The sequence below is a fragment of the bacterium genome (genome assembly GCA_035295165.1).
GTDB lineage: Bacteria > Sysuimicrobiota > Sysuimicrobiia > Sysuimicrobiales > Segetimicrobiaceae > JAJPIA01.
The window spans coordinates 40,345-67,057 of the sequence record DATGJN010000049.1 but is presented as its reverse complement, the minus strand read 5'-3'; the positions used below and the strand labels follow the sequence as shown (position 1 = coordinate 67,057).

The following is a 26,713-nucleotide window of genomic DNA, read 5'->3' as shown; positions in this document are numbered from 1 at the left end:
CGCCGCGAGGATCGCCTACCCGGCCACCTCCACCGGCTCCGGGTAAATCGGAAACGACGCGCACAGCTCGCGCACCTCGCCCCGCACGCGCCCGGTCACCGCGGCGTCGTCCGGCGCGGAGAGCACCGTGTCGATCCAGGCGCCGATGGTGCGCATCTCCTGCACCCCCATGCCGCGGGTCGTCATCGCGGGCGTGCCGATCCGGATGCCGCTAGTCGTCATCGGCTTCTGCGGATCGAACGGGATCATGTTCTTGTTCACGACGATGTGCGCGGCATCCAACAGCTGTTCCGCCTTCCGGCCGGTCAGCGCCTTGCTCCGCACGTCGACCAGCACCAAATGATTGTCGGTGCCGCCCGAGACGACGTGGTAGCCGCGTCGCAGCATTTCTTCCGCGAGTGCCCGCGCATTCTCGACGATGCGCGAGGCGTACGCGCGGAACTGCGGGGCGGCGGCCTCCTTGAAACAGACCGCCTTCGCGGCGACGCAGTGCATCAGCGGACCGCCTTGGGTCCCCGGGAACACCGCCTTGTCGATCGCCTGCGCATGCTGCGCGCGGCAGAGGATCATGCCGCCGCGGGGCCCGCGCAGCGTCTTGTGCGTGGTCGAGGTGACGACGTCGGCGTATCGCACCGGGTCCGGATGCGCCCCGCCGGCGACAAGCCCGGCGAAGTGTGCCATGTCCACCATCATCACCGCGCCCACCTCGTCGCAGATCGCTCGAATACGCGGGAAGTCGAACACCCGCGCGTAGGCGGTGGCGCCCGACACGATGACCCGGGGCCGGTGCTCGCGGGCCAGCCGCGCGAGCTCGTCATAGTCGATCTGCTCGGTGTCCTGACGGACGCCGTACGGGATCACCCGGTAGAGCTGTCCGGAGAAGTTGACCGGGCTGCCGTGCGTGAGGTGCCCGCCGTGCGCGAGGTTCATCGCCAGGATCGGATCGCCGGGTTTGATCAACCCGAAGTACGCGGCCATGTTGGCCTGCGCCCCCGCATGCGGTTGGACATTGGCGTGTTCGGCCCCGAACAGGGCTTTGGCCCGGTCGATCGCGAGACGCTCGGCGATGTCGACGAACTCGCAGCCGCCGTAGTACCGCTTGCCCGGATACCCCTCCGCGTACTTGTTGGTCATCACGCTGCCAAGAGCCTCAAGCACCGCCCGGCTGGCGTAGTTCTCAGACGCGATGAGATTCACGTAGAACCGCTGGCGCTCGATATCGTCATCGATCGCGGCGGCAATCTCGGGGTCGGTACGCCGGAGATCTTCCACAACACGTCCTCCTTGGGGCCGCGCGATCCGAGGCGCGACCGCTCCTCTGTTCCGCCGGAACCCGGACGACCCCTGCGGGACGCGGCCCGGCCTTCCTTGAATCATACCCGCAAGCCGGACGCCACAGCGGCTCCCGCGGACGTCGGGCCTCCCGCGTCTATGCGCCTGCTCGCACGATCTCGCCGAGGATCTCCCGCAGCGCATCCTCGCCGATCGCGCCGACACGCACGATCCTCGGCGGCGTCTCCGTGACGTCCACGACCGTGGAAGGGCGCGCGGCGGCGCACCGGCCCCCGTCGAGGATCAGATCGACCGCGGCGCCGAGGTCCAGGGCCACCTCGATCGCCGTCACGGGCGCCGGCCGGCCGTGGGCGTTCGCGCTCGTGCCGACAAGCGGCGCCCCGACCACGCGACACAACCCGATCGCCAACGGGGCCCGCGGCTGACGGACGCCGATCGTGTCGCCGCCCCCGGTGAGGGCCGCGGGCAGATACGGTGCCCGGCGGGACACAATCGTCAGCGCGCCGGGCCAGAAGCGGTCGGCGAGACGCAGCGCGGTACCGGGGAGCACCTCGGTCACCGCGCGCCATTGCTGTCGATCCGCCACCAGCACGGGCAGCGGGTCCACGGGCGGCCTGCCCTTCGCGGCGAACACGCGGGCGACCGCCGCCGCGTTCGTCGCCACGGCGCCGAGCGCATAGTACGTGTCGGTCGGGAACGCGACGAGCCCGCCCTCGAGAAGCGTTCTCAGGGCCTCCGGGGGCACATCGGCGGTTCCCGCATCAACGCCCAGAATTCGCATGTTCTCGGCCCCTTTCGGCCAGCACCACGCGATCGGCTCCCGCGTAGTCGCGCACGATCGTCGGTGCGGTATAGCCGCCTGCCTCGACGATCAAGGCGGCAACGGCGCGCGCCTGATCATCCACCGCGGCCACTTCGAGCGCGAGCACTCCGCCCGCGCGCAGGTACCGCAGGCTTCCGACCACGATCTGGCGGTGGACGACGAGCCCGTCGGGCCCGCCGTCGAGCGCCGCCATGGGCTCGTGCGCGCGAATCTCTACGGGCAGCCCCGCCACTTGCGCCGTGGGAATGTAGGGAGGGTTGGACACGATCGCGTCCACGGTGCCCGGAGGCACACGCCCCTGGAGCGGCGCGGTACCCGCCCCGGCAGCCCACACGATCCGGTCGCCGGTCCCGGCACGCGCCGCGTTTCGCCGGGCCACCGCGAGAGCGCCGGGGGAGACGTCGGTGGCGATGACACGCAGCGTCGGGAGCCCCTGCGCCAGCGCGATCGCGATCGCACCGCTGCCGGTCCCGATATCGACCGCGAGCGGCGCCGCCCGTCCGCGCAACGCGTCGCGCGCGACCTCCACGAGCCGCTCGGTCTCTGGCCGCGGGATCAGCACGCGCTCGTCCACGAGCAGGTCGATCCCGAAGAACTCGCGGTGTCCCACCAGGTACGCGGTGGGGCACCCCGCCGCCCGCCGGTCGATCAACGCGGCGTACGCCCGTGCGCACTGAGGCCGCAGCGCGCCGTCGGGCCGCGCAAACAACTCCTCCCGGCTGAGGCGGGCGGCATGCCGCAGGAGCACCTCGGCCTCGAGACGCACCTCGGCCGGAGCAACGCCGGCCGCGCGCAGCCGCGCCTCGGCCCACGCCCAGGCCGCCTGTCTCGTGCGCGGCGCGCGTGCCGATCCGGCCTGGACTGCCCCGGGGCGCGCGGACGACTCCTCGCTCACGTGGTCGCGGACGTCAGGCTCTCCAACCGATCGGACGCCGCCAGGGCCTCGATCAGCTCGTCGAGATCGCCGTCCAGTACGCTCGGCAGGTCATGCACGGTCTTGCCGATCCGATGGTCGGTCACGCGATCTTGGGGGAAGTTGTAGGTCCGGATCTTCTCGCTGCGCTCGCCGCTGCCAACCTGCCGTCGCCTGGCCGCGTCGATCTCCGCCTTCTGCTGCTCGATCGCCCGCTCCAACAGGTGGGCGCGTAGGATCCGCATCGCCTTCTCACGATTCTGATGCTGAGAGCGCTCGTCCTGGCACGCGATCACGATCCCGGTCGGCAGGTGCGTGATCCGCACCGCAGTCTCGACCTTGTTCACGTTCTGACCGCCCGCCCCGCCTGCGCGGTACGTGTCGATCTGCAACTCGTCGGGACGGATGATCACGTCGACCTCTTCGGCCTCCGGAAGGACGGCGACCGTGGCGGTCGAGGTGTGAATCCGGCCGCTCGCCTCCGTCGCCGGGACCCGCTGCACGCGGTGGACGCCACTCTCGTATTTCAACCGGCTGTACGCCCCCCGCCCCTGCACCCCGACGACGACCTCCTTGAACCCGCCGAGCCCGGTGGGGCTCCCAGACAGTACCTCGGAGCTCCAGCCGTGCCGTTCCGCGTACCGAGCGTACATTCGGAAGAGGTCGCCGGCGAACAACGCCGCTTCGTCGCCCCCCGTCCCCGCCCGGATTTCGATGATGACGTTGCGCTCGTCGCGGGGATCGCGCGGAACCAAGAGCGCCTCGATCTCGCGCCCGAGCGCCTGCTGCCGCGCGACGAGCGTGTTGCGCTCCGTTTCGGCAAGTGCCCGCAGCTCCGCGTCGCCTTCCGCGCGCGCCAGCTCGGCGGCTTCCTCGGCTTCCCGCACGACACGGCGATATTCGTCGTACGCGGCCATCAGGTCGCGAAGCGCCGCGTGTTCCCGGGCAAGCTGCTGGTACTGCGCGGGCTCGCCGAACACCGCCGGATCCGCCAGCCGCTGGGTGAGTTCGTTGTAGCGCGTTTCGATGGTGACCAATTTGCTGAGCAGCTCTGGGCGCACCGCGGCCGCCTCCCTGAAGACTGCCTTGATTATAGCATCGGACCGGCGGGTCCCCGGCTGCTCACCACACCGCGGGCGCGGCGGCGGCCTCGGCCTCGGCGACCCGGCGCAACGCCAGGATCGCCACCTCGATCTGCGCGTCGTCAGGCTCGCGCGTCGTCAGGCGTTGCAGCCACATCCCGGGTGCGACAAGCGCACGCAAGACCGCCCACCGGCGCGCCCCCCGGATGATCTCGTAGCTGAGTCCGGCGATCAACGGCAGCAACAGCAGCCGCTCCGCGAGGCGGACGCCGAGCGGCGGCCGACCGAGGAACGCAAACACGATGATGGACGCGAGCAACACGACCAGCACGAAACTCGTGCCGCAGCGCGGATGAAACCGGCTGCACGCGCGCGCCGACGGGACGTCCAGGCTCAGGCCACGCTCGAACGCGTTCACGACCTTGTGCTCCGCGCCATGATACGCATAGACCCGACCGAGCCCCGACATGTGCCCGATCGCCGCGACGTACCCCACCACAAGCGCGATGCGCAAGATGCCTTCCGCCAGGTTGAACAGAACCGGGGAGGAGACATACGGCTCCGCCGCCCGCGCGAGCAGCGTCGGCGCCACGAAGAACAGCCCGAGCGAGACCCCGAGGCCAATCCCGACGGCGACCCCCACGTCGCGGCCGGTGAGCGGGCGCTGCGCGCCGCCGTCGACGGTGGCGTTCGCAGAAACCAGAATGGCACCCGCGCCGAGCACCACGGCATCGTACAGCACTGCGATGCCCCGCAGAACCGGTAGGCGCAGCCACCGTGCGGCGAGGAGCAGGGACGACGCGCGCCGGGTCGCGACCGCGAGCGCGCCGGACGGCTGGCGTGTCGCAACCGACACGTATCGGGGGGAGCGCATCATCACCCCCTCGATCACCGCCTGGCCGCCGATCGTCAGGGACGCCATGGACACCGCGGGCGGGGGTGTCCGCCCCCGCCCGACCCACACGGATATCGCTCCGAGAACTTAGATCTGAAGGCCGTACTTCTTGGCAAATTTCTGCACGCGCCCCTCGGAGTCGACGAACTTCCGTTGTCCCGTATAGAATGGGTGGCACTTCGAGCAGATCTCCACCCGGATGTTCTCCCTCGTCGAACCCGTGGTGAATGTCTCGCCACACGCGCACGTCACCGTCGTCTGACGATATTGCGGATGAATGCCCTTCTTCATGGGGGGTCTCCCTCGGACGCCGCCGCGGCGTCAGTGCCCTGCGGCGGAACGCGTCACAACAGCCGAAAGTATACCACACCCCTCGCGACCAAGCAAACACCGGGCCTGTGAGTCATGAGGGTGCCGCGAGTCGGCGCGGCGTCGCAGGGCCAGCCTAGTTCAGGTACCCGGTCGGGTCGACCGCGACCCCGTCTCGCCGGACTTCGAAGAAGAGGTGCGGACCAGTACTCCACCCGCTGTTCCCGATGTGCCCGATGAGTTGTCCCTGCGCCACCGTCTGCCCGGGCGACACCACGGCGGACGACAGATGAGAGTAGGTGGTCTCGAGACCGTCGCCGTGGTCTAGCACGATCATCTGGCCGTATCCGGACTTCCAGCCCACGAACCGCACGACGCCGCTCCGCGCCGCCAGCACAGGCGATCCCCAGCGCGTCGCGATGTCGAGGCCGGTGTGGAACTCTCGGGTTCGAAAGATCGGATGGATGCGCCACCCGAACCGGGACGTGATCGTGCCGGACGCCGGCCACGACAACTGCGATCGCCGCGCCTGGATTTGCTGCGCTGTCGACAGAGGCTCGCCGCTCGACCCGGCCGAACCGGGACGTGGCGCGGCGGGGCCGGTCGCGGTGCGCACCGTCGGCGCACTTCCCTCCGCCGGAACGATCAACACGCGCCCCAGGTGCAGCGTCTCGCGCGGGACAAGTTGATTCGCCGCGGCCAACGCGCTCACGCTCACTCCCGCGCTCGCGGCGATATCCCAGAGCGTGTCCCCGGGCACGACCGTGTGCGTCACAGGCTGCGGCGGGGCCGCGGCACGACGGACGTCCCCGACGCCCGGGGTATCGGCCGGCGGGAGCACGAGCACCTGACCGGGATGGAGCAACGCTCCTGGAACAAGATGGTTCACGGCGAGCAGCGCCGCAACGTCGACACCCGCCATGCGCGCGACGTCCCAGGGTGTGTCGCCTGCGACGACCGTGTGCGCCAGCGGCGGTGGGGACACCGGCATCGGAAGGGCGACCGGCCGGAGGTGCACGACGATCACGGGGTGGGTCTGCACCCTCGTCTGTGTCGGGGCAGACAGCGTTGGCGCAGAGTGACTCCGCGCCAAGAGACTCCCCGGGAGCAGGCTCGGCACGATTGCGAGCGTGACGGCGAGCAGCACGATGGCAGGCGCAAACCGACTGAACCGGGTCATCAGCCCTCCTGCGGCACACGGGACCCTTGAGATTGTAGCGTGGGATCGCTGGGTCGAAGTAACAGCGTCCGCTTGAGCGTGTCGAACGGGTGCGGCGTGTGTATTTTCTAGCCTGACTGGCGCTTCGGTGCGGGCACTGCGACTCCCTTCCTGTGCACTCGGCGTCGGCCTGGCCGTCAACTGTCTTCTGTGCGCAGCCCGGATGTCGTTCGATCTCCTTCGTTCTCGCCGTCTCGCGGCCCTGAGGTGAGCGCCCGGTCGACGATCGTCGCGTGCGTGAGTCAGGGCTGGCCGACGCGTCGTCGGATGGAGCACCCGCGAGGCGGCGGCCGATGGAACCCGCCGGCGGCGCGGTGCGCTCGGTTCATCGCGCCGCCCGCGATCGCGTGTGCGTGGCGCAACGCACGGGCGCGGACAGCGAACGTAAGGGCCACCCGTGCCAGGTGGCCCTCAGTGCGCTCAGACGACACGAAGCGACGCGCCGTCGCCTACGCGTCCGCCTCGCTGTTCTTGATGATCGAGCGCAGGAAGGCTTGGTTGTTGGGCGTCTTGCGCAGGCGGTCGAGGATCAACTCCGTCATCGCGACCGTGTCGAGCGTCTCGAGGCTCTTCCGCAGGACCCAGACCTTCCGCAGTTCCTCCTCGGACAGGAGCAGCTCCTCCCGCCGCGTCCCGGAGAGCTTGATGTCGATCGCAGGGAACGTCCGCCGTTCCTGGAGCTTCCGGTTGAGATGGAGCTCCATGTTGCCGGTGCCTTTGAACTCCTCATAGATCACGTCGTCCATCCGGCTGCCGGTATCAATCAGCGCGGTGGCAACGATCGTGATGCTGCCCCCCTCCTCGATCTTGCGGGCCGCGCCGAAGAAACGCTTCGGCCGGTGCAGCGCGGCTGGATCGAGACCGCCGGACAGCGTACGCCCGCTCGGCGGGATCACGAGGTTGTTAGCGCGCGAGAACCGGGTCAGGCTGTCGAGCAGCACGACCACGTCGCGGCCGCCCTCCACCAGGCGCTTCGCGCGCTCAAGCACCAGGTCTGCAACCTGCACGTGTTCTTCCGGCGGCCGATCGAAGGTCGAGGCCACGACCTCCGCCTCGACCGACCGCCGCATATCGGTAACCTCCTCAGGCCGCTCGTCGAGGAGCAGAACCATCAGGTAGATCTCCTGATGGTTCTGCACGATGCTCTGACCGATCTTCTTGAGCAGCGTCGTCTTGCCGGCCTTGGGCGGAGACACCAGCATCGCCCGCTGTCCCTTGCCAATCGGCGAGAACAGGTCGACGATGCGCACCGTCAGGTCGCTCTGGGGCAGCTCCAGCTTGAGCCGCTCGTGTGGGAACACCGGCGTGAGCTTCTCGAAGTCGGGCCGCGACCGGGCCTGTTCGGGATCGAGACCGTTCACGGCCTCGACGCGCAGGAGCGCGTAGTACTTTTCGTTGTCCTTCGGCGCCCGGACCTGACCCAGCACCTCGTCTCCGACGCGGAGTCCGAACCGCTTGATCTGGGACGGCGACACGTAGATGTCCTCGGACCCCGGCAGGTAGCCGCTCGTCCGCAGGAAGCCATACCCTTCCTGCATGATCTCGAGGATGCCGGAGCGGAACATCAACCCGCTCTGTTCGGTCTGGGCCTGCAAGATTTTCATGATCAACTCTTGCTTCCGGTAACGCCGGAAATTCGGGATGTTGAGATCTTTGGCCACATCCTGGAGCTCGTTGAGACTCTTGGTGTCGAGCTCAGCGATCGCCACGCCGTGCCACCTCCGTTGTGGTCGCCCCCATGGGAAGGAGGCTCGCGAACGTGTCCACGACGCTCACTGACCTGTTGCCTCGATGTAGCCGGCCCGACCCCTCGGCCCGGTCAGCAGCATGACCACCTGATCGTTGGGTTTCAGATCACCCGCGGCCGCCGGCTTCCCGTTTCGGTAGATCGCGACCGAGGGCGTGAGCGCGTAGCTTGTGACCGTCTTGTTGATGCTGCTGACCGTCACGTTGGACCCGGTGACGCTCACGAACGTGCCTTTAACGTAGTTGAACTTGTTGAGCGAATCCATCACCGCGGCCAACGCACCCGCCGCGTCCCCGCGCGTGGTCGGCTGGGCCGGGCGCCAGCCCCCGTCCGGAAGCAACGGCATGATCTTGTGGTCGATCGCCACCGCCACGTAGCCATGCAGCGGCGCCGGCACGTCACCCGCATCCTTGAAGGACAGCGACGCTTGGGCCTTCTGGGTCGCCTCGCCCTGCAGCCCCATCGCCCGGACCAGCAGCGCCGCAAACTCCGCGCGCGTCACCTGGGCGTTCGGCCGGAACGTGTTGTCCGGAAACGTGGTCAACAACCCCTTCTGGAAGTCCAGGTTCACCTGCACGGGGTGATCCTTCAGCGGGAACAGCGCGCTCAGCGTGTACGTCCCGGGCGGAACCGAGTGGCTGTCCTGATCCCGCTGCAACCAGCGCGTCGTGAAGGAAAACGCGTGCCCCCCGGCCAGGGTCAGCGACGTCGGGGTCTGCACGAACGTCTGACCGAGCGACCAGCGCGCGAGTTCATCGCTGCCGCGTTTGATGATGAAATCGTAATTCTGTGTGGACGGAAACTGGAACACGGCGTCGCTCTTGCCGGTGTTCGCGATCGTGAACGTGAGATCGACGGGGTCGTCGACCCCGTACACCGCCTTGTCGGTCGTGAGGGTGTAGGTGATGTCGCCATCTTTGACTTGGGCGTTCTGGGCCGAGGCTGCGCCGGTGTTGAGCAACGCCGCGATCGCGGGCCGGACGCTCTCGGGGATATCGTTCAGGTCTTTGTAGTTGGGGATTGTCCCGGTCCCCTGGACGTTCAGGCCCGCGGCCAGCGCTTCAACCGCCTGCAGCCGCGTGATCGGCTGGTCCGGCTTGAAGGTGCCGTCGGACCCGCCGGTCATCACGCCGGTCACACCCACTTTGATGATCGCCTGCTGATACGGGCTGCCGCCGATGTCCGAGAAAAGCGCGGCCGCCTGCGCCGCGGCGGTCAGCAGCACGGCCGACGCAACGGCCATGAACGCCGCGAAGACCGTGCGGACTCGTTGTGTCATGAGCGTGACCTCCTCATTCATGTTGCCTCGTGTTCGTCTTGAATACGTATTATATCCTCGACCCGCGGCGGCGGGTCACTTTCGCATAACCGCAATCGACACGCGGGCGGCAACGTTTCTTAGGGGGCACCACGCGCTAACGGCCGGTTGGGGAAACAGACGAGACATCACCGGAAGGGATGCCTACACAGGCGGGCCGTACGCTCGTCCGGGGCCTCCGCAGACTCAGAACAGACGCCACCCGAGCACACACGACCTGGGCGGATATATGACCGTGAATCATGCGGAATGGACCATCAACCTCGGGCGCGGTATTCTCCGCGACACTCTATTTTCCTTCTTCCCGCATCTGTCTTCTCCCTCGAACCCGTCCGATCAGTCGTCACGGTCCCGGCAAACGCTCAATCACGCACTTCACAACCCGCCAGGGGACCCAGCAGCGTCTTGCGCCTTTTGACGGACAAGAGGTAGGCAACACAGGAGCAACCGGAACCACTGACAGTATACTACCTCTGTGCAGCGGGTTCAAACGACTTCGGGTCTCGGACCGGCCTGCGCGGACTGGCGCAACGCTGATTGGGATCGCGCCGAGCGCACCCTATCCCGCGGGACAGGTTATCTTTGGTAATGTTGCGCGGTCGCGGCGCACTGCCCACGTTCTTTTCACCATGCATCGTTCGTCGCTCGAGCGTGTGATGACGGTCCAAGACGGCACCAAGCGGACCGCGTCGATGGCACCGCCGCTGCTGAAGCACTCGATCCGGCACGCGGATCGGTGACCTCCGACCTGCGCCCACCGGCTGTGACGTGGCATCCTCGGACGGCCGGCGGCCGAGCGCGTTACATACGCTCCACGGCGGCGACCCCCGCCAGGTCGAGCGTGTTCCTGAGCGCCCGTCGGACCGCGTCGACCAACACCAGGCGCGCCCCGGTGAGCACCGGGTCGTCGGTCAGCACACGGCACTGTCCGTAGAACACGTGGAACGCCTCCGCCAGTTCACGCGCGTACGCGCACAGGCGCTGTGGCTCGCGCCGCATGCCGGCGGCGTACACGACCTCGGGCAACGTGACCACCCGCTTCGCGAGGGCCCACTCCTCGGGTGCGGCGAGCCGCCCGAGGTCGGCTGTCTCGGGCGACGACGCCGGCACACCGAGACGCTCGGCCTCGCGCAGGATGCTGCAGATCCTGGCATGAGCGTACTGCACATAGTACACCGGGTTCTCGGACGACTGCCGGCGCGCCAACGCGAAGTCGAAGTCCATCGGGGCGGACGGACTCGCCATGATGAAGAAGAAGCGGGCCGCGTCCTTTCCAACGGCCTCGATGAGTTCACGCAGCGTCACGAACTCTCCGCTGCGCTTGCTCATCCGCACGGCCTCGCCCTCGTTGCGCAACCGGACGTGCTGGTACAGGATCACCTCCAGCGCGGTCGGGTCGTGCCCAAACGCCTCGACGCCCCCCCGCACCCGCGCGACGTCACCGATGTGATCCACACCCCACACGTCAATCAGATGCTCGAATCCCCGCGCGAACTTGTCCAGATGGTAGGGAATGTCCGCCGCGAAATACGTCGGACGGCCGTCGCGACGCACGATCACGCGATCCTTGTCATCCCCGAATCGCGTCGCCCGAAACCACAGCGCCTCGTCCTGCGCGTAGACCAGGTCGCGCTCTCGCAGGGCGTCGAGGCACCGCTTGACGTCGCCGCGCTCGTAGAGCGTCCGCTCGCTGAACCACGTGTCGAACGTGAGCCCAAACGCTGCCAGGGTATCCCGGATCTCGTCGACCATCATACGGAGGGCACGATCCTGGATCCGAGCGAGACGGTCTGCCTCTCCTGCGTCCGCGAGTCCGGGGCCCTCGACCTCGAGGATCCGGCGCGCAATCTCGCCGACGTACGCCCCCTGGTAGCCGTCGGCGGGAAACTCGGCGGACCGCCCCACCAGTTCCAGGTAACGGGCCTCAACGGAGCGGGCAAGCGTCTCGACCTGCCCCCCGTAGTCGTTGACATAGTACTCGCGAGACACGGCGTATCCGAGCGCCTCGAGCAGTCGGGCGATAGTTTCACCGACCGCACCGTTCCGTCCAGTGCCCACGTGCAGGGGCCCCGTCGGGTTGGCGCTCACGTATTCCACCAGGACGCGGCGCCCGCCGCCCTCGTCCGAACCGCCGAAGCGGTGGTCTTCGGCGTGCGCCCGCCGGAGCCAGCCGTGCACGAACCCGGGGGCGAGAAAGAGGTTCAGGAAGCCTGGGCCGGCAAGCTCCGCGCGGACCAGATGGTCTGACGGTACGCCGAGATGGCGAAGCACGGCCTCACCGACGCTCCGCGGGGGCCGCCCGGCGATCTTCGCCAGCACCAACGCAACGTTCGTCGCGTAGTCGCCGTGGCGGGAATCCCGGGGGGGCTCGACCTCAAACGCGGGCAGCGGCTCCGGCAACGGCGGCAGGTCGCCGGAGGCAGCGGCGCGCCCAACCGCCGACGCGATGAGCGCACGAAGCTCTCGCGTGATCACGCCGCTACCGCCCCATCCTCTTCACGGTGCGCCGCGGACGCCGGATGACCGGCGACCCGGCTCTACAGCCGGACGACACCGATCCGGGAGGGATCTTGAATGTGAATCGTGTCCACGAACCGGATCTCCCGCGTGCCCGAGGTCATGACGAGCGAATGGGTGCGCGCGCCGCCGCCAAACAGGCGTACGCCACGGAAGAGATCGCCGTCCGTGATCCCGGTCGCGGCAAAGATGAGGTTCTCGCCGCGCACCAACTCGTCGGTCCGGAAAATCCGGTCGGGATCGCTGACCCCCATGGCCCGCGTGCGCTCCCGCTCCGCGTCGTTTCGGTACCATAACCGCCCCTGGATCTCGCCCCCGAGGCATCGGAGGGCCGCGGCCGCCAGCACTCCCTCCGGCGCCCCGCCGATCCCCATGACCGCGTGGACCCCCGTACCGGACACGGCGACCGAGATCGCGGGGGCGACGTCGCCGTCCGAGATAAGCTTGATGCGGGCGCCGGCGCGGCGCACCGCCGCGATCAAGTCGGCGTGCCGCGGGCGGTCCAGGATCACCACGGTGACGTCGGTGACCTTGCGTCCGAGGGCCTCAGCGAGGACTCCGAGGTTGCGCTCCGGCGGCCAGCGGAGATCGACCTTGCCGGCAGCCTGAGGGGGCACGATCAGCTTTTCCATATAAATGTCCGGCGCGTGCAGGATGTCCCCGCGCTTGGCCAGCGCCAGGACGGCGATGGAGTTGGGGAGCCCCTTCGCCACGAGATTGGTGCCCTCCACCGGGTCGACCGCGATGTCGACCGCGAACCCGTCACCGGTTCCGACCTCCTCGCCGATGTAGAGCATCGGGGCCTCGTCGCGCTCGCCTTCCCCGATCACGATGCGGCCGTGGATCGGCAGGCGACCGAGCACCCCGCGCATCGCCGTCACGGCCGCTTGGTCCGCGCCCTCGTTGTCGCCCTCCCCCATGTGGTGGGCGGCGGCCAACGCCGCGGCCTCGGTGACGGTGACGACGTCGATCGCGAGCGTTCGTTCCTCCATCGCCCCTCCCTTCCCGGCCGCGGGGTCTGCTCCCGGCTCGAGGCCCTAGCGAGGTTCGGCAGGCCGCTCGGTCAGGCCCACGGGAATCTTCCGCGCGGCGTGGTCGCGCACCACCGTGAGCGTGACCGTGCCGCCGATCTTCTTGGTGACGATCTCCCGCACAAAGTCGTTCCAGCTCGCGATCGGACTGCCGTCGACCGCGGTGATGATATCCCCGGCCTGCACGCCGGCCTTCGCCGCGGGCGACGACGGCTCGACATTGCGCACAACGACGCCGTGATCCGCGCCGAGGTTGTACGCCTTCGACATCTGCTCGTCGACTTCGCCCCCGTAGTCCACGCCCACCCAGGGGCGGATAATGCGGCCCTGCGCGATCAGCTGCTCCATCTCGACCCGGGCCACGTCGCTCGGGATCGCGAACCCGATCCCCTGCGCGTTGGGGATGATCGCGGTGTTGATCCCGATCACCCGGCCTCCGCTGTCCACGAGCGCCCCGCCGCTGTTCCCCGGGTTGATCTGCGCCGAGGTTTGGATCAGGTTCTCCACGATCAGGTTGGGAAGCTGAATGTTGCGGTTAAGAGCGCTGACCACGCCGGTGGTGACGGTGCTGCCGAGGCCGAACGGGTTGCCGATCGCGATCGCGAGCTGGCCGACCTGGAGCGCGCCGCTCGTGCCGAGCGCCGCGGCGGGGAGCGGTTCCGGAGCATCCACCTTGATCACGGCGAGATCGGCGAACGGGTCCGTTCCCACGATCTTGCCGGTGAGCGTCTTCCCGCCGGCCAGCGTGACCTTGATCGTTGCCGCGCCCTGCACGACGTGGTTGTTCGTGAGGATGTACCCGTTCGCGCGCACGATCACGCCAGAACCGGCGCCCTGCGACGGGAACACGCCGAACATCGTCTGAACCTGCGATTCGGTGTTGATGTTGACGACCGAGGGCCGGACCAGCTTGACGACGTTGATCACTACGGACTCATCCGGCGTCAGCGTCGATCCGCGCGTCGGTGGCTGCACCGGCACGATCGGCACGGCGGGCGTGAGCGCTGGGGCCGAAGCCGACGGGCCGGGTGTCGCCGGCGGTGTCGGCGGCGTGGGCGCCGGCGCTGGGGCCACCGGGGACGAAAACAGCGGATGCACGTTCAGGTAGTCGGGCAGCACCACGCCCCCCAACAGGGCTCCCGCAACCACCGCGGCAAGAACCAGCGCCACCGCGGTTGAGTACGCCGGACCGCCACGTTCGCGCGGACCGGGGGGCTGCATCGCCATCGCCACGATCCCTCCCTGCACGTTCGATGCCTCCCAATTATAACACCCCCGTTGTTGCGCGGCCGGGCGCGTTTGCTCGGCTGAGGGGGCGTGCGGTATAATCGAGTGGCCTTGAGACACCCTCATGTGATTGCTCATCCCATGACGCGTCCGCTGACGCGGTCCCTGCGTTGCTAGACTGGCTCAGTCGACCCAAGCACGCCGCGTCCGAACGGCGCGACATGCCGGCAGGGCTGTGGATCAAATGCCCCCGCTGCGCCAACCTTGTCTATCGGAAGGAGTTGGAGCGCAACCTGCGCGTCTGCCCGCGGTGCGGCTTTCACCATCGCCTTTCGGCGGTAGACCGGCTGGCCCTCGTGCTCGACCGCGGCTCGTTCATCGAGACCGACGCGGAGCTGGTACCCGGGGACCCGTTGGGCTTCGTCGACGAGAAGCCCTACCCCGAGCGGGTCGAAGAATATCGTCGGAAGACCGGCCAGGCGGAAGCAATCCTCACGGGAACCGGTGCGATCGAAGGCGCGCGGACGGTGGTCGGCGCGATGGAGTTCGGGTTCATGGGAGGCAGCTTGGGCTCCGTTGTCGGCGAGAAGATCGCCCGCGCCGCGGAGCGTGCGCACGACCACCGGTGGCCGTTCGTCCTGTTTGTGGCCTCGGGCGGCGCGCGCATGCAAGAAGGCACGCTGTCGCTGCTGCAAATGGCGAAGACCAGCGTGGCGTTAGCCCGACTCGCGGACGCGGGCGTCGCATTCGTCACGGTGTTGTGCGATCCGACGACCGGCGGCGTCGCCGCGAGCTTCGCGTTCCAGGGCGACGTGATCGTCGCCGAGCCGGGCGCGTTGATCGGCTTTGCGGGCCCTCGGGTCATCGAGCAGACGATCAGGCAAAAGCTGCCGGAAGGATTCCAGACCGCCGAGTTCCTGCTCGAACACGGGTTCCTCGACGCGATTGTGTCGAGGGGCGAGCTGCGGGCCGCGCTCGCGCGCCTCCTCAGGTTGACGAACGCACCGTTGGACCCAGCGATGGTCGGGGCGAGTGCGCAGGGATGGGCGGTCGATCAGGCTGCCGCCGCGGATGAGCCACCGACCGCCTGACCTCGCCGGCCCGGGCGCCGGGGACGCCGTTCCGCCGGAAGCGCTGGAGCGGGACCTCGCGGACGTGGAGCGGGAGATCGGCGCCCTCCGGCGCATCACCACGGCCCAGCGAATGGATCTGGGCGAGCAAATCTCGGCGCTCGAAGCAAAGGCGGAGCGGTTGCGCGAAGAGATCGCGCGGCACCCCACCGCCTGGCAGACGGTCCAGCTCGCGCGGCACCCGGAACGCCCCAGAATCGGCGACTACATCGAGGGCCTGACCTCGGAGTTCGTCGAGTTGCACGGCGATCGCTCGTTCGGCGACGATCCGGCGGTCGTGGTCGGGCTCGGCATGATCGACGGGCGGCCCGCCGCGATTATCGGTCATGCCAAAGGGCGCGACACGCGCGAGAACATCTTGCGCCGGTTCGGGATGCCAAACCCCGAAGGCTACCGCAAGGCAGTGCGTGTGATGAGGCTCGCGGAAAAGCTGCGGATCCCCGTCGTCACGCTGATCGATACCGCCGGCGCGTTCCCGGGCAAGGAAGCGGAGGAACGCGGCCAAAGCGAGGCGATCGCGCGGTCTCTGCTCGAGATGGCGCATCTGCGCACGCCGATCGTCACCGTCATCACGGGCGAAGGCGGGAGCGGCGGTGCGCTCGCGGTCGGTGTCTGCGACGTCCTGCTCATGATGGAACATGCGGTGTACTCCGTAATCTCACCCGAAGGCTGCGCCGCGATCCTGTGGCGGGACGCGTCGCGCGCACGCGACGCGGCGGACGCCCTGCGCCTCACGGCGCGCGACCTCGCCGGCTTCGGGATCGTCGATGAGATCATCCCCGAACCGCCAGGGGGCGCCCACCGACATCGGGAGGAGGCCGTCGTCGCGGTCGCCCAGGCGGTGCGCCGGCATCTCGCGGCCCAGCATGGACGCTCGGAGGAATCGCTCGTTGCGGCCAGGTATCAGCGGTACCGCCGCATCGGACACGTGCGCGATGCTGCAAACCCGGGCGCTGCGGCGAACCACGACGCGGGGGGGCAGACGGAATGAGCGAGCACCAGCGGTTTGACCTCGAGGAGATCCGGGCGCTCATCCGGCTGGCGGCCGAGGCGAACATCGCGGAACTCGAAGTCGAGGGCGCGCACGTCAAGGTCCGGATCAAGAAGGCGCACGACCAAGGGGCGGCACCGGTCATGTTGGTGACGGCCGGCTCGTCGGCCGCGACGCCGCGCGCGGGGACGGACGCCCATACAGAGGAAGGTCGCACGCCGACCGCAGAGAAACGCTACGCGCCGATCGTCGCGCCGATGGTCGGTACGTTCTACCGCGCCCCGAAGCCGGATGCCGCGCCGTTCGTGCAGGAAGGCGACGCGATCGAACCGGGACAGACCGTTTGCATCCTGGAAGCGATGAAGCTGTTCAACGAGATCCCGAGCGAAATCGCCGGCCGTGTCGTTCGCGTCCTGGTGGAAAACGGCGCCCCGGTCGAATACGGACAACCGCTGTTCCTTCTCGACCCATCCCCGGTCGCGTAGCCGCCCGCATGTTCAACAAAATCCTGATTGCCAACCGTGGCGAGATCGCCGTGCGCGTGATCCGCGCGTGCCGCGAACTCGGCATCCGGACGGCCGCCGTGTACTCCGAGGCCGACCGCGATGCGCTGCATGTGCGGTTGGCGGATGAGGCGTTCTGCATCGGTCCGCCTCCGTCGCGGGACAGCTATCTCAACATCCCGAACATCATGGCCACCGCGGAGCTGCTCGGTGTGGACGCGATCCACCCCGGGTACGGCTTCCTTGCGGAGAACCCACACTTCGCGGAGATCTGCCAGGATTGCAAGATCACGTTCATCGGCCCGCCGCCAGCGGCGATCCACAAGATGGGCGACAAGGCGGCGGCGCGGCAGATCATGCGTAAGGCCGGCATCCCCGTCATCCCCGGGAGCCCGGGGCCGATCCGCGACGAGGCCGCGGCGCTCGCCGCCGCGCGGGGCGCCGGCTACCCGCTCATCATCAAAGCGGCCGCCGGCGGCGGCGGGCGCGGCATGCGCGTCGTCCAGTCGGCCGCCGATCTCAGGCGCGCGTTCACCGCGGCGCAGCAGGAAGCCGAGGCCGCATTCGGAAACGGCGAAGTCTACATCGAGAAGTACCTGGAGCAACCGCGGCACATCGAGGTTCAGGTCCTCGCCGACGGCCGCGGAACGGTCATCGCGGTCGGCGAACGTGACTGCTCGGTTCAGCGCCGCCACCAGAAACTGCTCGAGGAATCCCCCGCCGTCGGACTGACCGCGCGGCTTCGCCGGGCGCTGCTGCGGGCCGCCGTCCGCGCCGCGGAGGTGGTCGGGTACGTCAACGCCGGCACGGTGGAGTTCCTCGTCGAGGGCACCAGCCATCTCTACTTCATCGAGATGAACACGCGGATCCAGGTCGAGCACCCGGTCACCGAGATGGTGACGAGCATCGATCTGGTCAAGGAGCAGATCAGGATCGCGGCGGGCGAGCGGCTGTCGCTGCCCCGGGAGGTCGAGTCGCGCGGCCATGCAATCGAATGCCGCGTGAACGCCGAGGATCCATCTCGGGACTTCCTCCCCTCCCCGGGCCAGATCACCGCATTTGTGCCGCCCGGTGGACCCGGCATCCGCGTCGACACGCACGCGTTCGCAGGCTACACGATCCCGCCGAACTACGATTCGCTGATCGCCAAGGTGGTCGCGTGGGGGCGGGATCGGGACGAGGCGATCGCGCGCATGCAGCGTGCGCTCCGCGAGTTCGAGATCGGCGGGGTCCAAACGACGATCCCGCTTCACCTCGAGATTCTCGACAACGCGTTCTTCCGCAAGGGCGAGGTGTACGTCAACTTCGTTCAGCGGCGCGTCGACCTCGGCGGCCTCCGGCCGGCCTGATCGCGGAACCGGGAGCGGGAAGACGGACCGGCGGCGCAAACGCGCCCGCCGCCGGTCCGTCGATCTCGCCGCCAGCGCGCACGCGGACGCGCGGCGCTACCTGACGCCCGCCTAGTAGTGCGAGCCCCCGCCGCTGTTGCTCCCGCCGCCCATGCCGCCACCGCCCATCCCGCCGCCCCCGCCGCCGTATCCCCCGTAGCCGCCAGACGGCACGCTGGGCGTAACCGCAAGCGGCTTGAGGTCGAGGCCGGCCACCCACCACTTGCCGGCGATACCCTGGCCGTTCGCCTGGCCGGGCGCCGTGTCAGCGGCGTACCGGTACAGAAGATGACCGTTGTACGCGACCTGAGAGCCGTTCGCCGTGTGCGCGAGCGAGAGTTTTCCGGGCAGCTGCGTCTCGGACGTCGGGGCCGCCGTGCTCACCACCGCCGGCCAGGACGCCGCGCATCCGCCCGTGCAGGCGCTCTGGGTCGGAGTGTCCGCCGAGAAGTAGTACAGGGTCATCCCGTTCGCATCCGTCAGCACCTTCTTCTGCGCGCCCCCGACCGTCACCATCGCCGTATCGACCGTATACCCCGCCGCGAAGCCCGCCGCGGCCAAGCCGACCACGGCGAGAGCGCCGGCCAGCAGCACCGCCGTCGCACGTACGCTCGTCCGCAATCCTGTCACCTCCCCAAGATGGTTCCGCCTCACCCCACAGCATGGGGGGCGCCGTTCACGCGCGCGTCACCGCACGGTCACAGCGCTGCCACGAACGCGGGCCCGGGGGACGGGCAGGGGCCCCGCGCCGGCTCGACCGGCGCGGGGCCCCTTGTTCCGTCGTAGGACGGGCGCGCAGCCCGCCACGTTCAGGCGTCGATGACCAGGTCCTCCAACATCCGCGGGTAGTACGTGATCATCTCCATCCCATCCTCGGTGACCAACACCGTGTCGGAGTGTCGGAACCCGGCGTAGCCGGGAATGTAGATGCCGGGCTCGACGCTGAACACCATTCCCGGTACCATCGGCGTGTGGTCGCCGACGTCGAAGAACGGTCCCTCATGAATCCCCATACCGAGCGCGTGGCCGGTGTGGTGCCGCCAGCACGACATGAGGTCGTGCTGTTCGAAGAACGCCATTACCGCATGGTCCACGTCCGAGCACTTGGCACCGGGGCGGATCGCGTCGAACGCCGCCTGCTGGGCCCCCACCATCAGGTCGAAGTAACGCCGTTGGCGGTCGTCGGGTTTGCCGATGATCATCGTCCGCTCCAACTCGCTGCCGTATCCCCCGACGCCGGACGCGGCGCCTGTGACGAGGACGTCGCCGGCCCGGAACACCGCGTTGGTCGTCAGCGAGTGCGGCAGCGCCGAATCCTTGCCGATCTGACCCCGGTACCCAGCGTACGCGCCCGCGCGTAACCAGGACAGCGGCCGGTAGGACGGGCCGAGCGTGCGGATCATCGCCTGCGTGGCGTCGAACGACGCACGCCCGCTCACCTCGGTTTCGGTGAGGCCCGGACGCGTGTACTGCTGCAGCAGCGTGTGCGCGAGATTCCCCCATTTCGCGCTCTCGCGGATCAACGTCACTTCTTCCGGCGACTTCACCGCGATCATCTCCTCGATCAGGTCGCGCGAGGGGACGATCTTGGCGTCCGCGAGAAGCTCGCTCAACGCGGGGCCGCGGTAGCCGTATCCGCCGCCGTACCCGTCCCCGTCGACCCCGACGCGACCGCTCCCCAACCCGAGCTCGCGACAGATCTCGGCGAAGCGCTTCATCGGATGGGTGCGCCCCGGGTATTCGGGGTACGCCTCGACTTGGTCCACGAGCGCGTGGAGTCGCGAGTGCTCCGCCTCGAGCTGCGGCACGAACAGGACGCTCCGCCCCTCGCGGGGAAACGCGAAGCCGATCGGCCGCTCGGTTTGAATGAACGCGAACCCGGTCAGATAGAACACCTGGGTCGGGCTGAACAAGCACAACCCCCCGAGGCCGCGGCGCGCCAACGCCTCGCGCACCCGTACCTGGCGGCCGCGAAACTCATCCTCGCTGATCGTCCACCGCATCGTCCACCTCGCCCGCGTCCCCACCGGACGCCAGAGTCCCGACGCCGACATCCGCGCCCCCGCCGGGTGATTCGCCGCCGTGCGCGACCCCTCCCGCCGCGGCAGGGAGCGTACGATTGCGGCGCGAACGGGACCCGAGACGCGAGAGGGGGAGACCCAGATGAGTTTCTTGGTCGCGGTGGTGATCGTCGCGGCGCTGCTGTGGTGGAACGGGATCAAGATCGTCCGAGAGTACCAGCGCCTCGTCGTGTTCCGTTTGGGACGCAGCGTGGGTCAGAAGGGCCCGGGGCTCGTGTACTTGATCCCCCTGGTCGACAAGGCGGTCTGGGTGGACCTGCGCGAGGTGTTCCTTGAGATCCCGGCGCAGACGTGCATCACGAAGGACAACGCCCCGATCTCGATCGACTTCCTGATCTACTGGAAGGTCCTGGACCCGTCGCTCAGCGTGATCCAGGTGGGGAACTTCGCCGGCGCCGCGCAGGGGATCGCCACCACCGGGCTCCGGGCGGTCATCGGTGACATCAGCCTCGATGAGGTGCTCGCCAAGCGCGACCAGATCAACCAGATCCTGCGCGCGAAGCTCGACGAGGTCACGGAGCGCTGGGGCGTCAAGGTAACCACCGTCGAGATCCGGGAGATCACGCCGCCGAGGGACGTCCAGGAGGCGATGACGCGCCAGATGTCGGCGGAACGCAGCCGGCGGGCCCTGGTCACGGAGGCGGACGGCAAGAAGCAGGCGGCGATCACGATCGCGGAGGGCGAGAAGCAGGCCGCGATCCTGAAGGCGGAGGGAGACCGCCAGGCGGCGATCCTTCGCGCGGAGGGGTTCTCGCTTGCGCTCGACAGGATCTTCGCCGTCGCCAAGGGCGTCGACACGAACACGATGAGCCTGCAGTACCTGGAGGCGCTCAAGGCACTCGGGGCGAGCCCCGCGACGAAGTTCGTGTTTCCGATGGAGTTCACGAAGCTGCTGCAGCCGTTCATCGACGGCGCGGGACGGACCGGCACGCCGCGCACGCCGTAGCGGGCTGGCTTCACCGAATGACGACGGGGGCCCCGAACGAGGCCCCCGTCGTCATTTCGCGATCGGGTCGGCGCCTACAAGATCGCGTCGTGCGTATCCGCGTTGAACACGTGCATCTTGTTCATGTCGATCACCACGTCGGTCGACTGCCCCATCCGGGCCTGGCTGCGAGCGTCCACCCGGGCGACGATGCTGTGCTCGCCTGCGGTCAAGTAGAGAATGATGTCGGACCCGAGCGGCTCGTGCACATCGACGTTCGCATGAATCACCGCGCCGTTGTCGCTCCCCTTGTGGAACGCCCGGTCGTGCACGTCCTCCGGCCGGACCCCGAAAATGATCGGCCGCCCCGCCCAGTCCGCGAGCTTGGGCACGTACTCCGCCGGGACGTCGGCGCGGAACACGCCGCCGTCGACGATCATCTTACCGTCCTGCTTCGCGAGCTTCGCCTCCAGGAAGTTCATCGCCGGCGAGCCGATGAATCCAGCGACGAAGAGGTTGGCCGGGCGCTCGTACAGGTTCAGGGGGCTGTCGACCTGTTGGACGACCCCATCCTTCATGACCACGATGCGGTCGCCCATCGTCATCGCCTCGACCTGGTCGTGGGTCACGTACACGGTCGTGGTCTGCAGCCGGGCGTGCAGCTTCTTGATCTCCGCGCGGGTTTGCACGCGGAGCTTCGCGTCGAGGTTGCTGAGGGGTTCGTCCATCAGGAACACCTGCGGTTCCCGCACGATCGCGCGCCCGAGCGCGACGCGCTGACGCTGTCCGCCGGAAAGCTGCTTCGGCTTGCGGCCGAGCAGCTCCTGAATCCCGAGCATCTCGGCCGCCTCTTTCACCCGTCGGTCGATCTCGGGCCGGGCGTATTTCCGCAGGCGCAGCCCGAACGCCATGTTGTCGTACACGGTCATGTGCGGGTACAGCGCGTAGTTCTGGAACACCATCGCGATGTCCCGATCCTTCGGGGCCACATCGTTCACGATCCGGTCGCCGATGTAGATGTTGCCCGCGGTCGCCTCCTCAAGCCCCGCGACCAGCCGGAGGCACGTCGTCTTCCCGCATCCCGACGGTCCCACCAGCACGGTGAACTGCTTGTCGGGAATGTCGAGCGAGACGTGGTTCACAGCGAGGACGTTGCCGAACTGTTTGACGACTTCTTCGAGCATCACCTTGGCCACGATGGCCACCCCCGAACGGCGGACCAGTCTCTGCGCGGCGAGCCGCGCCCAGTGAGTTTCCGCCGTCTTGGGCTCAGTACGACGTCCCCGACCCGCCTCCCTGCCGGGGACTACGAGGTGGCGCGCATCCCCTGCTTGACGCGGTCGATCGCTCCGACCGGGGTGGGATCCACCCCGCGCAGATAGGCCAGATACACGCTCGCGAGATCGCCAAGAAACACGAGGGACAGCATCCGCGAGAGGCGGCCGGCGCCGCGTCCACGCACCTCATGCACGCCTGCGGCACCCTGCAACGCCGCTTCGCGGGCGACCTGGATGCGCCGCACGGCCCGCTCGTCCTCGTCCCCGCCGAGCAGGATGACCGCCGCAGCCCGGCTAACCAGGTCCCGGGGCGCGCCCCACCCGACCACCTCGTTGTGGGTCAACTCGGGAAACACGTCCCAGGTGGCCAGCGTTTTGCTGTTCTCGTTGAACTGCGTCTTCCAGCGACGGGCGACCGGTGCGAGTTCCGGCGTGCCGGCATACACGGCGGGAATCACGCCCTGCAGCGCCTCGGCGAGCTGCTTCGCGGGATTGCGCGACGTCGGGACATCCGGCCCTGCCTCGGTCGCGATCGCGCCCAGTACGCCGACGGCCTCGTCCACGTCTGCGCCGCACGGCCCGGCCAGCCCCCATTTCTCGAGGACCGCGAGCGTCGGGGCGAACAGGTGCGCAAGCGCCGCGCGGGGCTGCAGGCCGCCGCGGACCCGCAGCACCGTCCCTCCGGCGGCCAGCGTCGCGAGCCGCCCTCCAGAGGTGATCACAACGACGTGCGCGCCAGCTCGGACCGCCATCTCCGCGGCGGCGAGTGTTTCCTCGGTCTCGCCAGAGTAGCTCGTGGCAATCACCGCCGACGCCCGGCCCACGTAGGCCGGCACGCGGGTGTCGCGCACGGTGACCAGCGGAAGGCTGAGGCGCGGAGCGAGGTACGCGGCCACCAGATCCGCCGCGATCGCAGACCCGCCCATGCCCAGCGCGACGATGTGCGCAGGCGCCACGGCCGGTCGCGCGATCGGCGCCGCGACGGCACGTTCCCACGACTCGAGGAGTTGCGCCGGAAACGCCAGCACGGTCTTGAGCATGCCGGACGGATCGCAGGCACGAAAGGCGGAAACGTCGTCGAGGGCCACCATGCCCGAAAGTATTCGCCGGTCTCCCCGGCGTTCCTCATCCGTCGAAGCCCGGGGGTTGTGGGCGGCGCTCCCGGCGAACGGCGGAGCCGCAGGGAGTCCCCGCGGCGAACCCGAACCACGGGGGCGGGAACCTCAAGGCCGCGGCCGGGCCCCGCACGGCCGGGAGGAGCACCCCGGTGGGAAGCGGACCACACGCACGACGGCACCCGAAAGAGGCGGCGCGGCGGGTCGTGAACGTCCGCGCGCTGCTCCAAGATCGCGAATTCATCAAGATCACCGCATATCTCTTGCCCCGGCACGCCAAGCGCCGCGTGCTCGCGATGATGGAACGGCTGCGTCATGAGCGGACGATCGGTCCGGACGGCGCGCGGCCGGCACTCGGCCCGCCGTCGGCTCTGCCCGACATGACGTCCGGGGAGCTCGTCCGCGAGATCAACTGGCGCCTCGGGACCCTTCCGCCGGCCGACGCTGAGACGCTCGCCCGCTACGTCCGCCGTCTCACGCGGTGGCGCGCGGAACGCCGCCGGCCCACTGCGGACACCGCGCCGACGGCCCGCGCGCCGTCGTCCCTGTCACGCGGTTGATGCCGGACCTCCGCCACGCGCGTCCGACCGTCGCGCTGCTGCACTACGCGGCCCCCCCCGTGATCGGCGGCGTCGAACGGGTGCTCGCGAGGCAGGCACACCTCCTCGCCGACGGCGGGTTTCAGGTGCGCATCGTGGCGGGGCGTGGGGCGGCCCCGGGGGGCCGGGTGCGGCTCTACCGCCTCCCGCTGCTGGATTCGCGGCATCCGCGGGTCATGGCGGTCACGCGCCAGCTGGAAGACGGGCATGTCACGCCGGCCTACACAGTGCTGACCACGCAGATTGAGATGGCGCTCGCGCGGGCACTTCGGGGCGTCGACGTCTGTCTCGCCCACAACGTCTTGACCCTCCATAAAAACCTCGCGCTGACCGAGGCGCTGCACGCGGTTGCCGCCAGACGGCCGGCGCTGCGCGTCATCGCCTGGTGCCACGACCTGGCCTGGACGAACCCCCAGTACCGCCCCGCGCTCCACGCCGGCGCGCCGTGGAGCCTGCTTACGACCCCGATCGCTGGGGCGACGTACGTTGCGGTGTCACGAGACCGCCAGCGGGAACTGAGTGCGGGCCTCAGACTCCCCCTGTCGCGCATCGAGGTCATCCCGAACGGGGTGGATCCGGCGCTGTTCCTTCGCCTGACCCCCGCCGCTCAATGGCTCGCCGACACGCTTCGCCTGTGGGAACAGCAAGTCGTCCTGCTCCTCCCGGTCCGCATCACCCGCCGCAAACGCATCGAGTACGCGCTGCAAGTGGTCGCGGAGTTGGTGCGGCGCGAGCTCGCGGTCCGATTGCTCGTGACCGGGCCGCCCGGCGCGCACAACCCTCGGAACGCGGAATATTTGAACGAGCTTCGGGCGTTGCGTCACGCACTGCACCTGGACGAGCAGGTCGTGTTCTGTCACGAGCTTCCCGGGCCCGACGGCAGGGGGTTGGTGCTGTCGGATCGCGTCATGACGGACTTGTACGCGCTCGCCGACGCGCTGCTGTTGACCAGTCGAGAGGAAGGGTTCGGGTTGCCGCTCCTCGAGGCGGCGCTGGCGCGCGTGCCCGCGTTCACGACCAGTCTCCGCACGTTTCGGGAGATCGGCAGCGACGCGGTGCAGATGTTCGGCACAGACGATGCCCCGGCCGCATGCGCCCAGCGGATCATCCACGGTCTCATGGACGATCGCGGCTACCGGCTCCGGCACCGGATCCTCGGTGCGTACACGTGGGAGGTCGTCATGCGCGACCGGATCGTACCCCTCCTGACCCAGCGCGACGCGGCGGCGCGGCGATGAGCGACTCCGTCCCGCTCGGCGTCGTCTCCACCTTCCCACGGTGGACCTCGGAGATCGTGGACCAATGGTTCCGCGCCAACACGTTCCACGCGGGGGAGTTCGACGATCTCCCCAGTCTCGTCGCCCTCAAGCAGCGTCAGGGAGTGACGATCAGCCTCGGGTTGCCGGCGCTCGACGAGGAAGCGACGATCGGCCACGAGATCTCGGTGCTCCGCCGGGCCCTCATGGACGAGGTGCCGCTGCTGGACGAAATCGTCGTGGTGGACAGCGGCTCGGCCGATCGGACCGTCGAGGTCGCCCGGCGACTCGGCGTGCCGACGTACCTGCACTCGAGCATCCTCCCTGAGACTGGGACCTTCGACGGCAAGGGTGAAGCCCTCTGGAAGAGCCTGCACGTGCTCCGCGGGGATCTGATAGTTTGGGTCGACACGGACATTCGGAACATCCATCCAAAGTTCGTGTACGGTCTGCTCGGTCCGCTGCTCCGGGAACCACGGATCGGCTACGTCAAAGGGTACTACGCGCGACCGATCCAGGTGGGCCCCCGGCTCCACGGCACAGGCGGCGGGCGCGTGACGGAGCTCACGGCCAGGCCGCTGCTGAACCTGTTCTACCCGGAGCTGTCGGGCGTGATCCAGCCGCTCGCCGGCGAATACGCGGGCCGGCGTACCCTGCTGGAGCAACTCCCGTTCTTCACGGGATACGGCGTGGAGATGGGCCTGCTCATCGACGCGTGGTCCCGATACGGGCTGGACGCCATCGCTCAGGTCAACCTGGAACAACGCGTCCACCGGAACCGGGAGTTGACGTCGCTCTCGCTGATGGCGTTTGCGATCGTCCAGGTGGCGATGACACGACTCGGGCCGCGGATCGGTGCGCGGCTGGGCGACCAGATGAACCTTGCGATGAAATTGATCCACCTGGACAATGGGCCGTCGCTCGAGGTTCGGGAACTCGAGGAGCGCGAGCGTCCGCCGATCGTGACGGTCCCCGCGTACCGCCTGCGCCGGGCGGCCCGTTCGGCAACGACGCCCGCCGGGATCTCGGACGGAGAGATCCCGTCGACCCGCGGCTGATGGGGAGCGCTCGCTG

The 26,713-nt window shown here is 68.7% G+C and carries 24 protein-coding genes; 8 read left to right on the top strand and 16 right to left on the bottom strand.

The window, feature by feature from the left end; translation table 11 throughout:
- Window positions 1-15: 15 nt before the first annotated feature.
- The 12 genes from glyA to VKZ50_07465 all read right to left on the bottom strand — a co-directional run bounded on the left by glyA (window position 16) and on the right by VKZ50_07465 (window position 14,395).
- Window positions 16-1,272, bottom strand: a complete 1,257-nt coding sequence (gene glyA / locus VKZ50_07520; GenBank protein HLJ59564.1) for a serine hydroxymethyltransferase — start codon at window positions 1,270-1,272, stop codon at window positions 16-18.
- Between the two features lie 157 nt (window positions 1,273-1,429).
- On the bottom strand, window positions 1,430-2,074 hold the full coding sequence (locus VKZ50_07515; protein ID HLJ59563.1) for an L-threonylcarbamoyladenylate synthase: 645 nt from the start codon (window positions 2,072-2,074) through the stop codon (window positions 1,430-1,432).
- Entirely contained in the window at window positions 2,055-3,011 is a 957-nt protein-coding gene (gene prmC, locus VKZ50_07510; protein HLJ59562.1) for a peptide chain release factor N(5)-glutamine methyltransferase, read from the bottom strand. Before prmC ends, VKZ50_07515 begins: the two co-directional genes overlap by 20 nt.
- Complete coding sequence (gene prfA / locus VKZ50_07505; GenBank protein HLJ59561.1) at window positions 3,008-4,078, bottom strand: peptide chain release factor 1; 1,071 nt, start codon at window positions 4,076-4,078, stop codon at window positions 3,008-3,010. The genes prmC and prfA overlap by 4 nt, the downstream gene beginning before the upstream one ends.
- A gap of 73 nt (window positions 4,079-4,151) precedes the next feature.
- Window positions 4,152-5,033 (bottom strand): DUF1385 domain-containing protein, encoded by an 882-nt coding sequence (locus VKZ50_07500; GenBank protein ID HLJ59560.1) that lies wholly within the window; start codon window positions 5,031-5,033, stop codon window positions 4,152-4,154.
- A 60-nt stretch (window positions 5,034-5,093) separates the two neighbouring features.
- Window positions 5,094-5,297 carry a 50S ribosomal protein L31 gene (gene rpmE, locus VKZ50_07495; protein HLJ59559.1) on the bottom strand — a complete coding sequence of 68 codons (204 nt, stop codon included), beginning with the start codon at window positions 5,295-5,297 and terminating at the stop codon, window positions 5,094-5,096.
- Between the two features lie 154 nt (window positions 5,298-5,451).
- A complete protein-coding gene (locus tag VKZ50_07490) occupies window positions 5,452-6,495 on the bottom strand; it encodes a M23 family metallopeptidase (GenBank protein ID HLJ59558.1) in 1,044 nt (347 codons plus the stop codon).
- 488 nt (window positions 6,496-6,983) lie between these two features.
- Window positions 6,984-8,243, bottom strand: coding sequence for a transcription termination factor Rho (gene rho / locus VKZ50_07485; protein HLJ59557.1), 1,260 nt, complete (start codon window positions 8,241-8,243; stop codon window positions 6,984-6,986).
- 63 nt (window positions 8,244-8,306) lie between these two features.
- The gene (locus VKZ50_07480; protein ID HLJ59556.1) at window positions 8,307-9,560 is read right to left on the bottom strand and encodes an S-layer homology domain-containing protein; all 1,254 of its coding nucleotides are present in this window, start codon (window positions 9,558-9,560) and stop codon (window positions 8,307-8,309) included.
- An 840-nt stretch (window positions 9,561-10,400) separates the two neighbouring features.
- Window positions 10,401-12,074, bottom strand: coding sequence for an arginine--tRNA ligase (argS, locus tag VKZ50_07475; protein ID HLJ59555.1), 1,674 nt, complete (start codon window positions 12,072-12,074; stop codon window positions 10,401-10,403).
- Between the two features lie 62 nt (window positions 12,075-12,136).
- Window positions 12,137-13,108 carry a class II fructose-bisphosphatase gene (glpX, locus tag VKZ50_07470; GenBank protein HLJ59554.1) on the bottom strand — a complete coding sequence of 324 codons (972 nt, stop codon included), beginning with the start codon at window positions 13,106-13,108 and terminating at the stop codon, window positions 12,137-12,139.
- A 45-nt stretch (window positions 13,109-13,153) separates the two neighbouring features.
- Window positions 13,154-14,395, bottom strand: coding sequence for a trypsin-like peptidase domain-containing protein (locus tag VKZ50_07465; GenBank protein HLJ59553.1), 1,242 nt, complete (start codon window positions 14,393-14,395; stop codon window positions 13,154-13,156).
- 149 nt (window positions 14,396-14,544) lie between these two features.
- Here VKZ50_07465 and accD point away from each other — a divergent pair, with 149 nt between their 5' ends.
- Genes accD through accC form a run of 4 tightly spaced genes read left to right on the top strand, consistent with a single transcriptional unit; the run spans window position 14,545 to window position 18,347 of the window.
- On the top strand, window positions 14,545-15,465 hold the full coding sequence (gene accD / locus VKZ50_07460) for an acetyl-CoA carboxylase, carboxyltransferase subunit beta (GenBank protein HLJ59552.1): 921 nt from the start codon (window positions 14,545-14,547) through the stop codon (window positions 15,463-15,465).
- On the top strand, window positions 15,446-16,495 hold the full coding sequence (locus VKZ50_07455) for an acetyl-CoA carboxylase carboxyltransferase subunit alpha (GenBank protein HLJ59551.1): 1,050 nt from the start codon (window positions 15,446-15,448) through the stop codon (window positions 16,493-16,495). The genes accD and VKZ50_07455 overlap by 20 nt, the downstream gene beginning before the upstream one ends.
- Complete coding sequence (gene accB / locus VKZ50_07450) at window positions 16,492-16,980, top strand: acetyl-CoA carboxylase biotin carboxyl carrier protein (protein ID HLJ59550.1); 489 nt, start codon at window positions 16,492-16,494, stop codon at window positions 16,978-16,980. The genes VKZ50_07455 and accB overlap by 4 nt, the downstream gene beginning before the upstream one ends.
- Window positions 16,981-16,988: 8 nt before the next feature.
- Window positions 16,989-18,347 carry an acetyl-CoA carboxylase biotin carboxylase subunit gene (gene accC / locus VKZ50_07445; GenBank protein ID HLJ59549.1) on the top strand — a complete coding sequence of 453 codons (1,359 nt, stop codon included), beginning with the start codon at window positions 16,989-16,991 and terminating at the stop codon, window positions 18,345-18,347.
- A 111-nt stretch (window positions 18,348-18,458) separates the two neighbouring features.
- Here accC and VKZ50_07440 read toward each other — a convergent pair whose 3' ends face one another.
- Window positions 18,459-19,007, bottom strand: a complete 549-nt coding sequence (locus tag VKZ50_07440) for a hypothetical protein (GenBank protein HLJ59548.1) — start codon at window positions 19,005-19,007, stop codon at window positions 18,459-18,461.
- Window positions 19,008-19,195: 188 nt separating this feature from the next.
- Entirely contained in the window at window positions 19,196-20,389 is a 1,194-nt protein-coding gene (locus tag VKZ50_07435; protein HLJ59547.1) for a Xaa-Pro peptidase family protein, read from the bottom strand.
- 160 nt (window positions 20,390-20,549) lie between these two features.
- Here VKZ50_07435 and VKZ50_07430 point away from each other — a divergent pair, with 160 nt between their 5' ends.
- On the top strand, window positions 20,550-21,413 hold the full coding sequence (locus VKZ50_07430; protein HLJ59546.1) for an SPFH domain-containing protein: 864 nt from the start codon (window positions 20,550-20,552) through the stop codon (window positions 21,411-21,413).
- Between the two features lie 74 nt (window positions 21,414-21,487).
- Here VKZ50_07430 and ugpC read toward each other — a convergent pair whose 3' ends face one another.
- Both ugpC and VKZ50_07420 read right to left on the bottom strand, forming a co-directional pair.
- Window positions 21,488-22,588: a sn-glycerol-3-phosphate ABC transporter ATP-binding protein UgpC gene (ugpC, locus tag VKZ50_07425; GenBank protein HLJ59545.1), complete on the bottom strand. Its 1,101-nt coding sequence runs from the start codon at window positions 22,586-22,588 to the stop codon at window positions 21,488-21,490.
- Window positions 22,589-22,698: 110 nt separating this feature from the next.
- Window positions 22,699-23,760 carry a bifunctional phosphoglucose/phosphomannose isomerase gene (locus tag VKZ50_07420; GenBank protein ID HLJ59544.1) on the bottom strand — a complete coding sequence of 354 codons (1,062 nt, stop codon included), beginning with the start codon at window positions 23,758-23,760 and terminating at the stop codon, window positions 22,699-22,701.
- 176 nt (window positions 23,761-23,936) lie between these two features.
- Between VKZ50_07420 and VKZ50_07415 the strand changes: the two genes are divergently transcribed.
- The 3 genes from VKZ50_07415 to VKZ50_07405 are packed head-to-tail and all read left to right on the top strand — an operon-like array spanning window position 23,937 to window position 26,697.
- Window positions 23,937-24,344 carry a hypothetical protein gene (locus VKZ50_07415; GenBank protein ID HLJ59543.1) on the top strand — a complete coding sequence of 136 codons (408 nt, stop codon included), beginning with the start codon at window positions 23,937-23,939 and terminating at the stop codon, window positions 24,342-24,344.
- Entirely contained in the window at window positions 24,344-25,621 is a 1,278-nt protein-coding gene (locus VKZ50_07410; GenBank protein ID HLJ59542.1) for a glycosyltransferase family 4 protein, read from the top strand. The genes VKZ50_07415 and VKZ50_07410 overlap by 1 nt, the downstream gene beginning before the upstream one ends.
- Window positions 25,618-26,697, top strand: coding sequence for a glucosyl-3-phosphoglycerate synthase (locus tag VKZ50_07405; protein HLJ59541.1), 1,080 nt, complete (start codon window positions 25,618-25,620; stop codon window positions 26,695-26,697). The genes VKZ50_07410 and VKZ50_07405 overlap by 4 nt, the downstream gene beginning before the upstream one ends.
- Window positions 26,698-26,713: the final 16 nt, after the last annotated feature.

What these genes read in the sequence shown, in the direction of transcription:
- VKZ50_07515 (HLJ59563.1), bottom strand. Translation starts at nt 2,074, where the DNA reads ATGCGAATTCTGGGCGTTGATGCGGGAACCGCCGATGTGCCCCCGGAG.
- VKZ50_07500 (HLJ59560.1), bottom strand. Translation starts at nt 5,033, where the DNA reads ATGGCGTCCCTGACGATCGGCGGCCAGGCGGTGATCGAGGGGGTGATG.
- rpmE (HLJ59559.1), bottom strand. Translation starts at nt 5,297, where the DNA reads ATGAAGAAGGGCATTCATCCGCAATATCGTCAGACGACGGTGACGTGC.
- VKZ50_07490 (HLJ59558.1), bottom strand. Translation starts at nt 6,495, where the DNA reads ATGACCCGGTTCAGTCGGTTTGCGCCTGCCATCGTGCTGCTCGCCGTC.
- VKZ50_07480 (HLJ59556.1), bottom strand. Translation starts at nt 9,560, where the DNA reads ATGACACAACGAGTCCGCACGGTCTTCGCGGCGTTCATGGCCGTTGCG.
- glpX (HLJ59554.1), bottom strand. Translation starts at nt 13,108, where the DNA reads ATGGAGGAACGAACGCTCGCGATCGACGTCGTCACCGTCACCGAGGCC.
- VKZ50_07455 (HLJ59551.1), top strand. Translation starts at nt 15,446, where the DNA reads ATGAGCCACCGACCGCCTGACCTCGCCGGCCCGGGCGCCGGGGACGCC.
- accB (HLJ59550.1), top strand. Translation starts at nt 16,492, where the DNA reads ATGAGCGAGCACCAGCGGTTTGACCTCGAGGAGATCCGGGCGCTCATC.
- accC (HLJ59549.1), top strand. Translation starts at nt 16,989, where the DNA reads ATGTTCAACAAAATCCTGATTGCCAACCGTGGCGAGATCGCCGTGCGC.
- VKZ50_07435 (HLJ59547.1), bottom strand. Translation starts at nt 20,389, where the DNA reads ATGCGGTGGACGATCAGCGAGGATGAGTTTCGCGGCCGCCAGGTACGG.
- VKZ50_07430 (HLJ59546.1), top strand. Translation starts at nt 20,550, where the DNA reads ATGAGTTTCTTGGTCGCGGTGGTGATCGTCGCGGCGCTGCTGTGGTGG.
- VKZ50_07420 (HLJ59544.1), bottom strand. Translation starts at nt 23,760, where the DNA reads ATGGTGGCCCTCGACGACGTTTCCGCCTTTCGTGCCTGCGATCCGTCC.
- VKZ50_07410 (HLJ59542.1), top strand. Translation starts at nt 24,344, where the DNA reads ATGCCGGACCTCCGCCACGCGCGTCCGACCGTCGCGCTGCTGCACTAC.
- VKZ50_07405 (HLJ59541.1), top strand. Translation starts at nt 25,618, where the DNA reads ATGAGCGACTCCGTCCCGCTCGGCGTCGTCTCCACCTTCCCACGGTGG.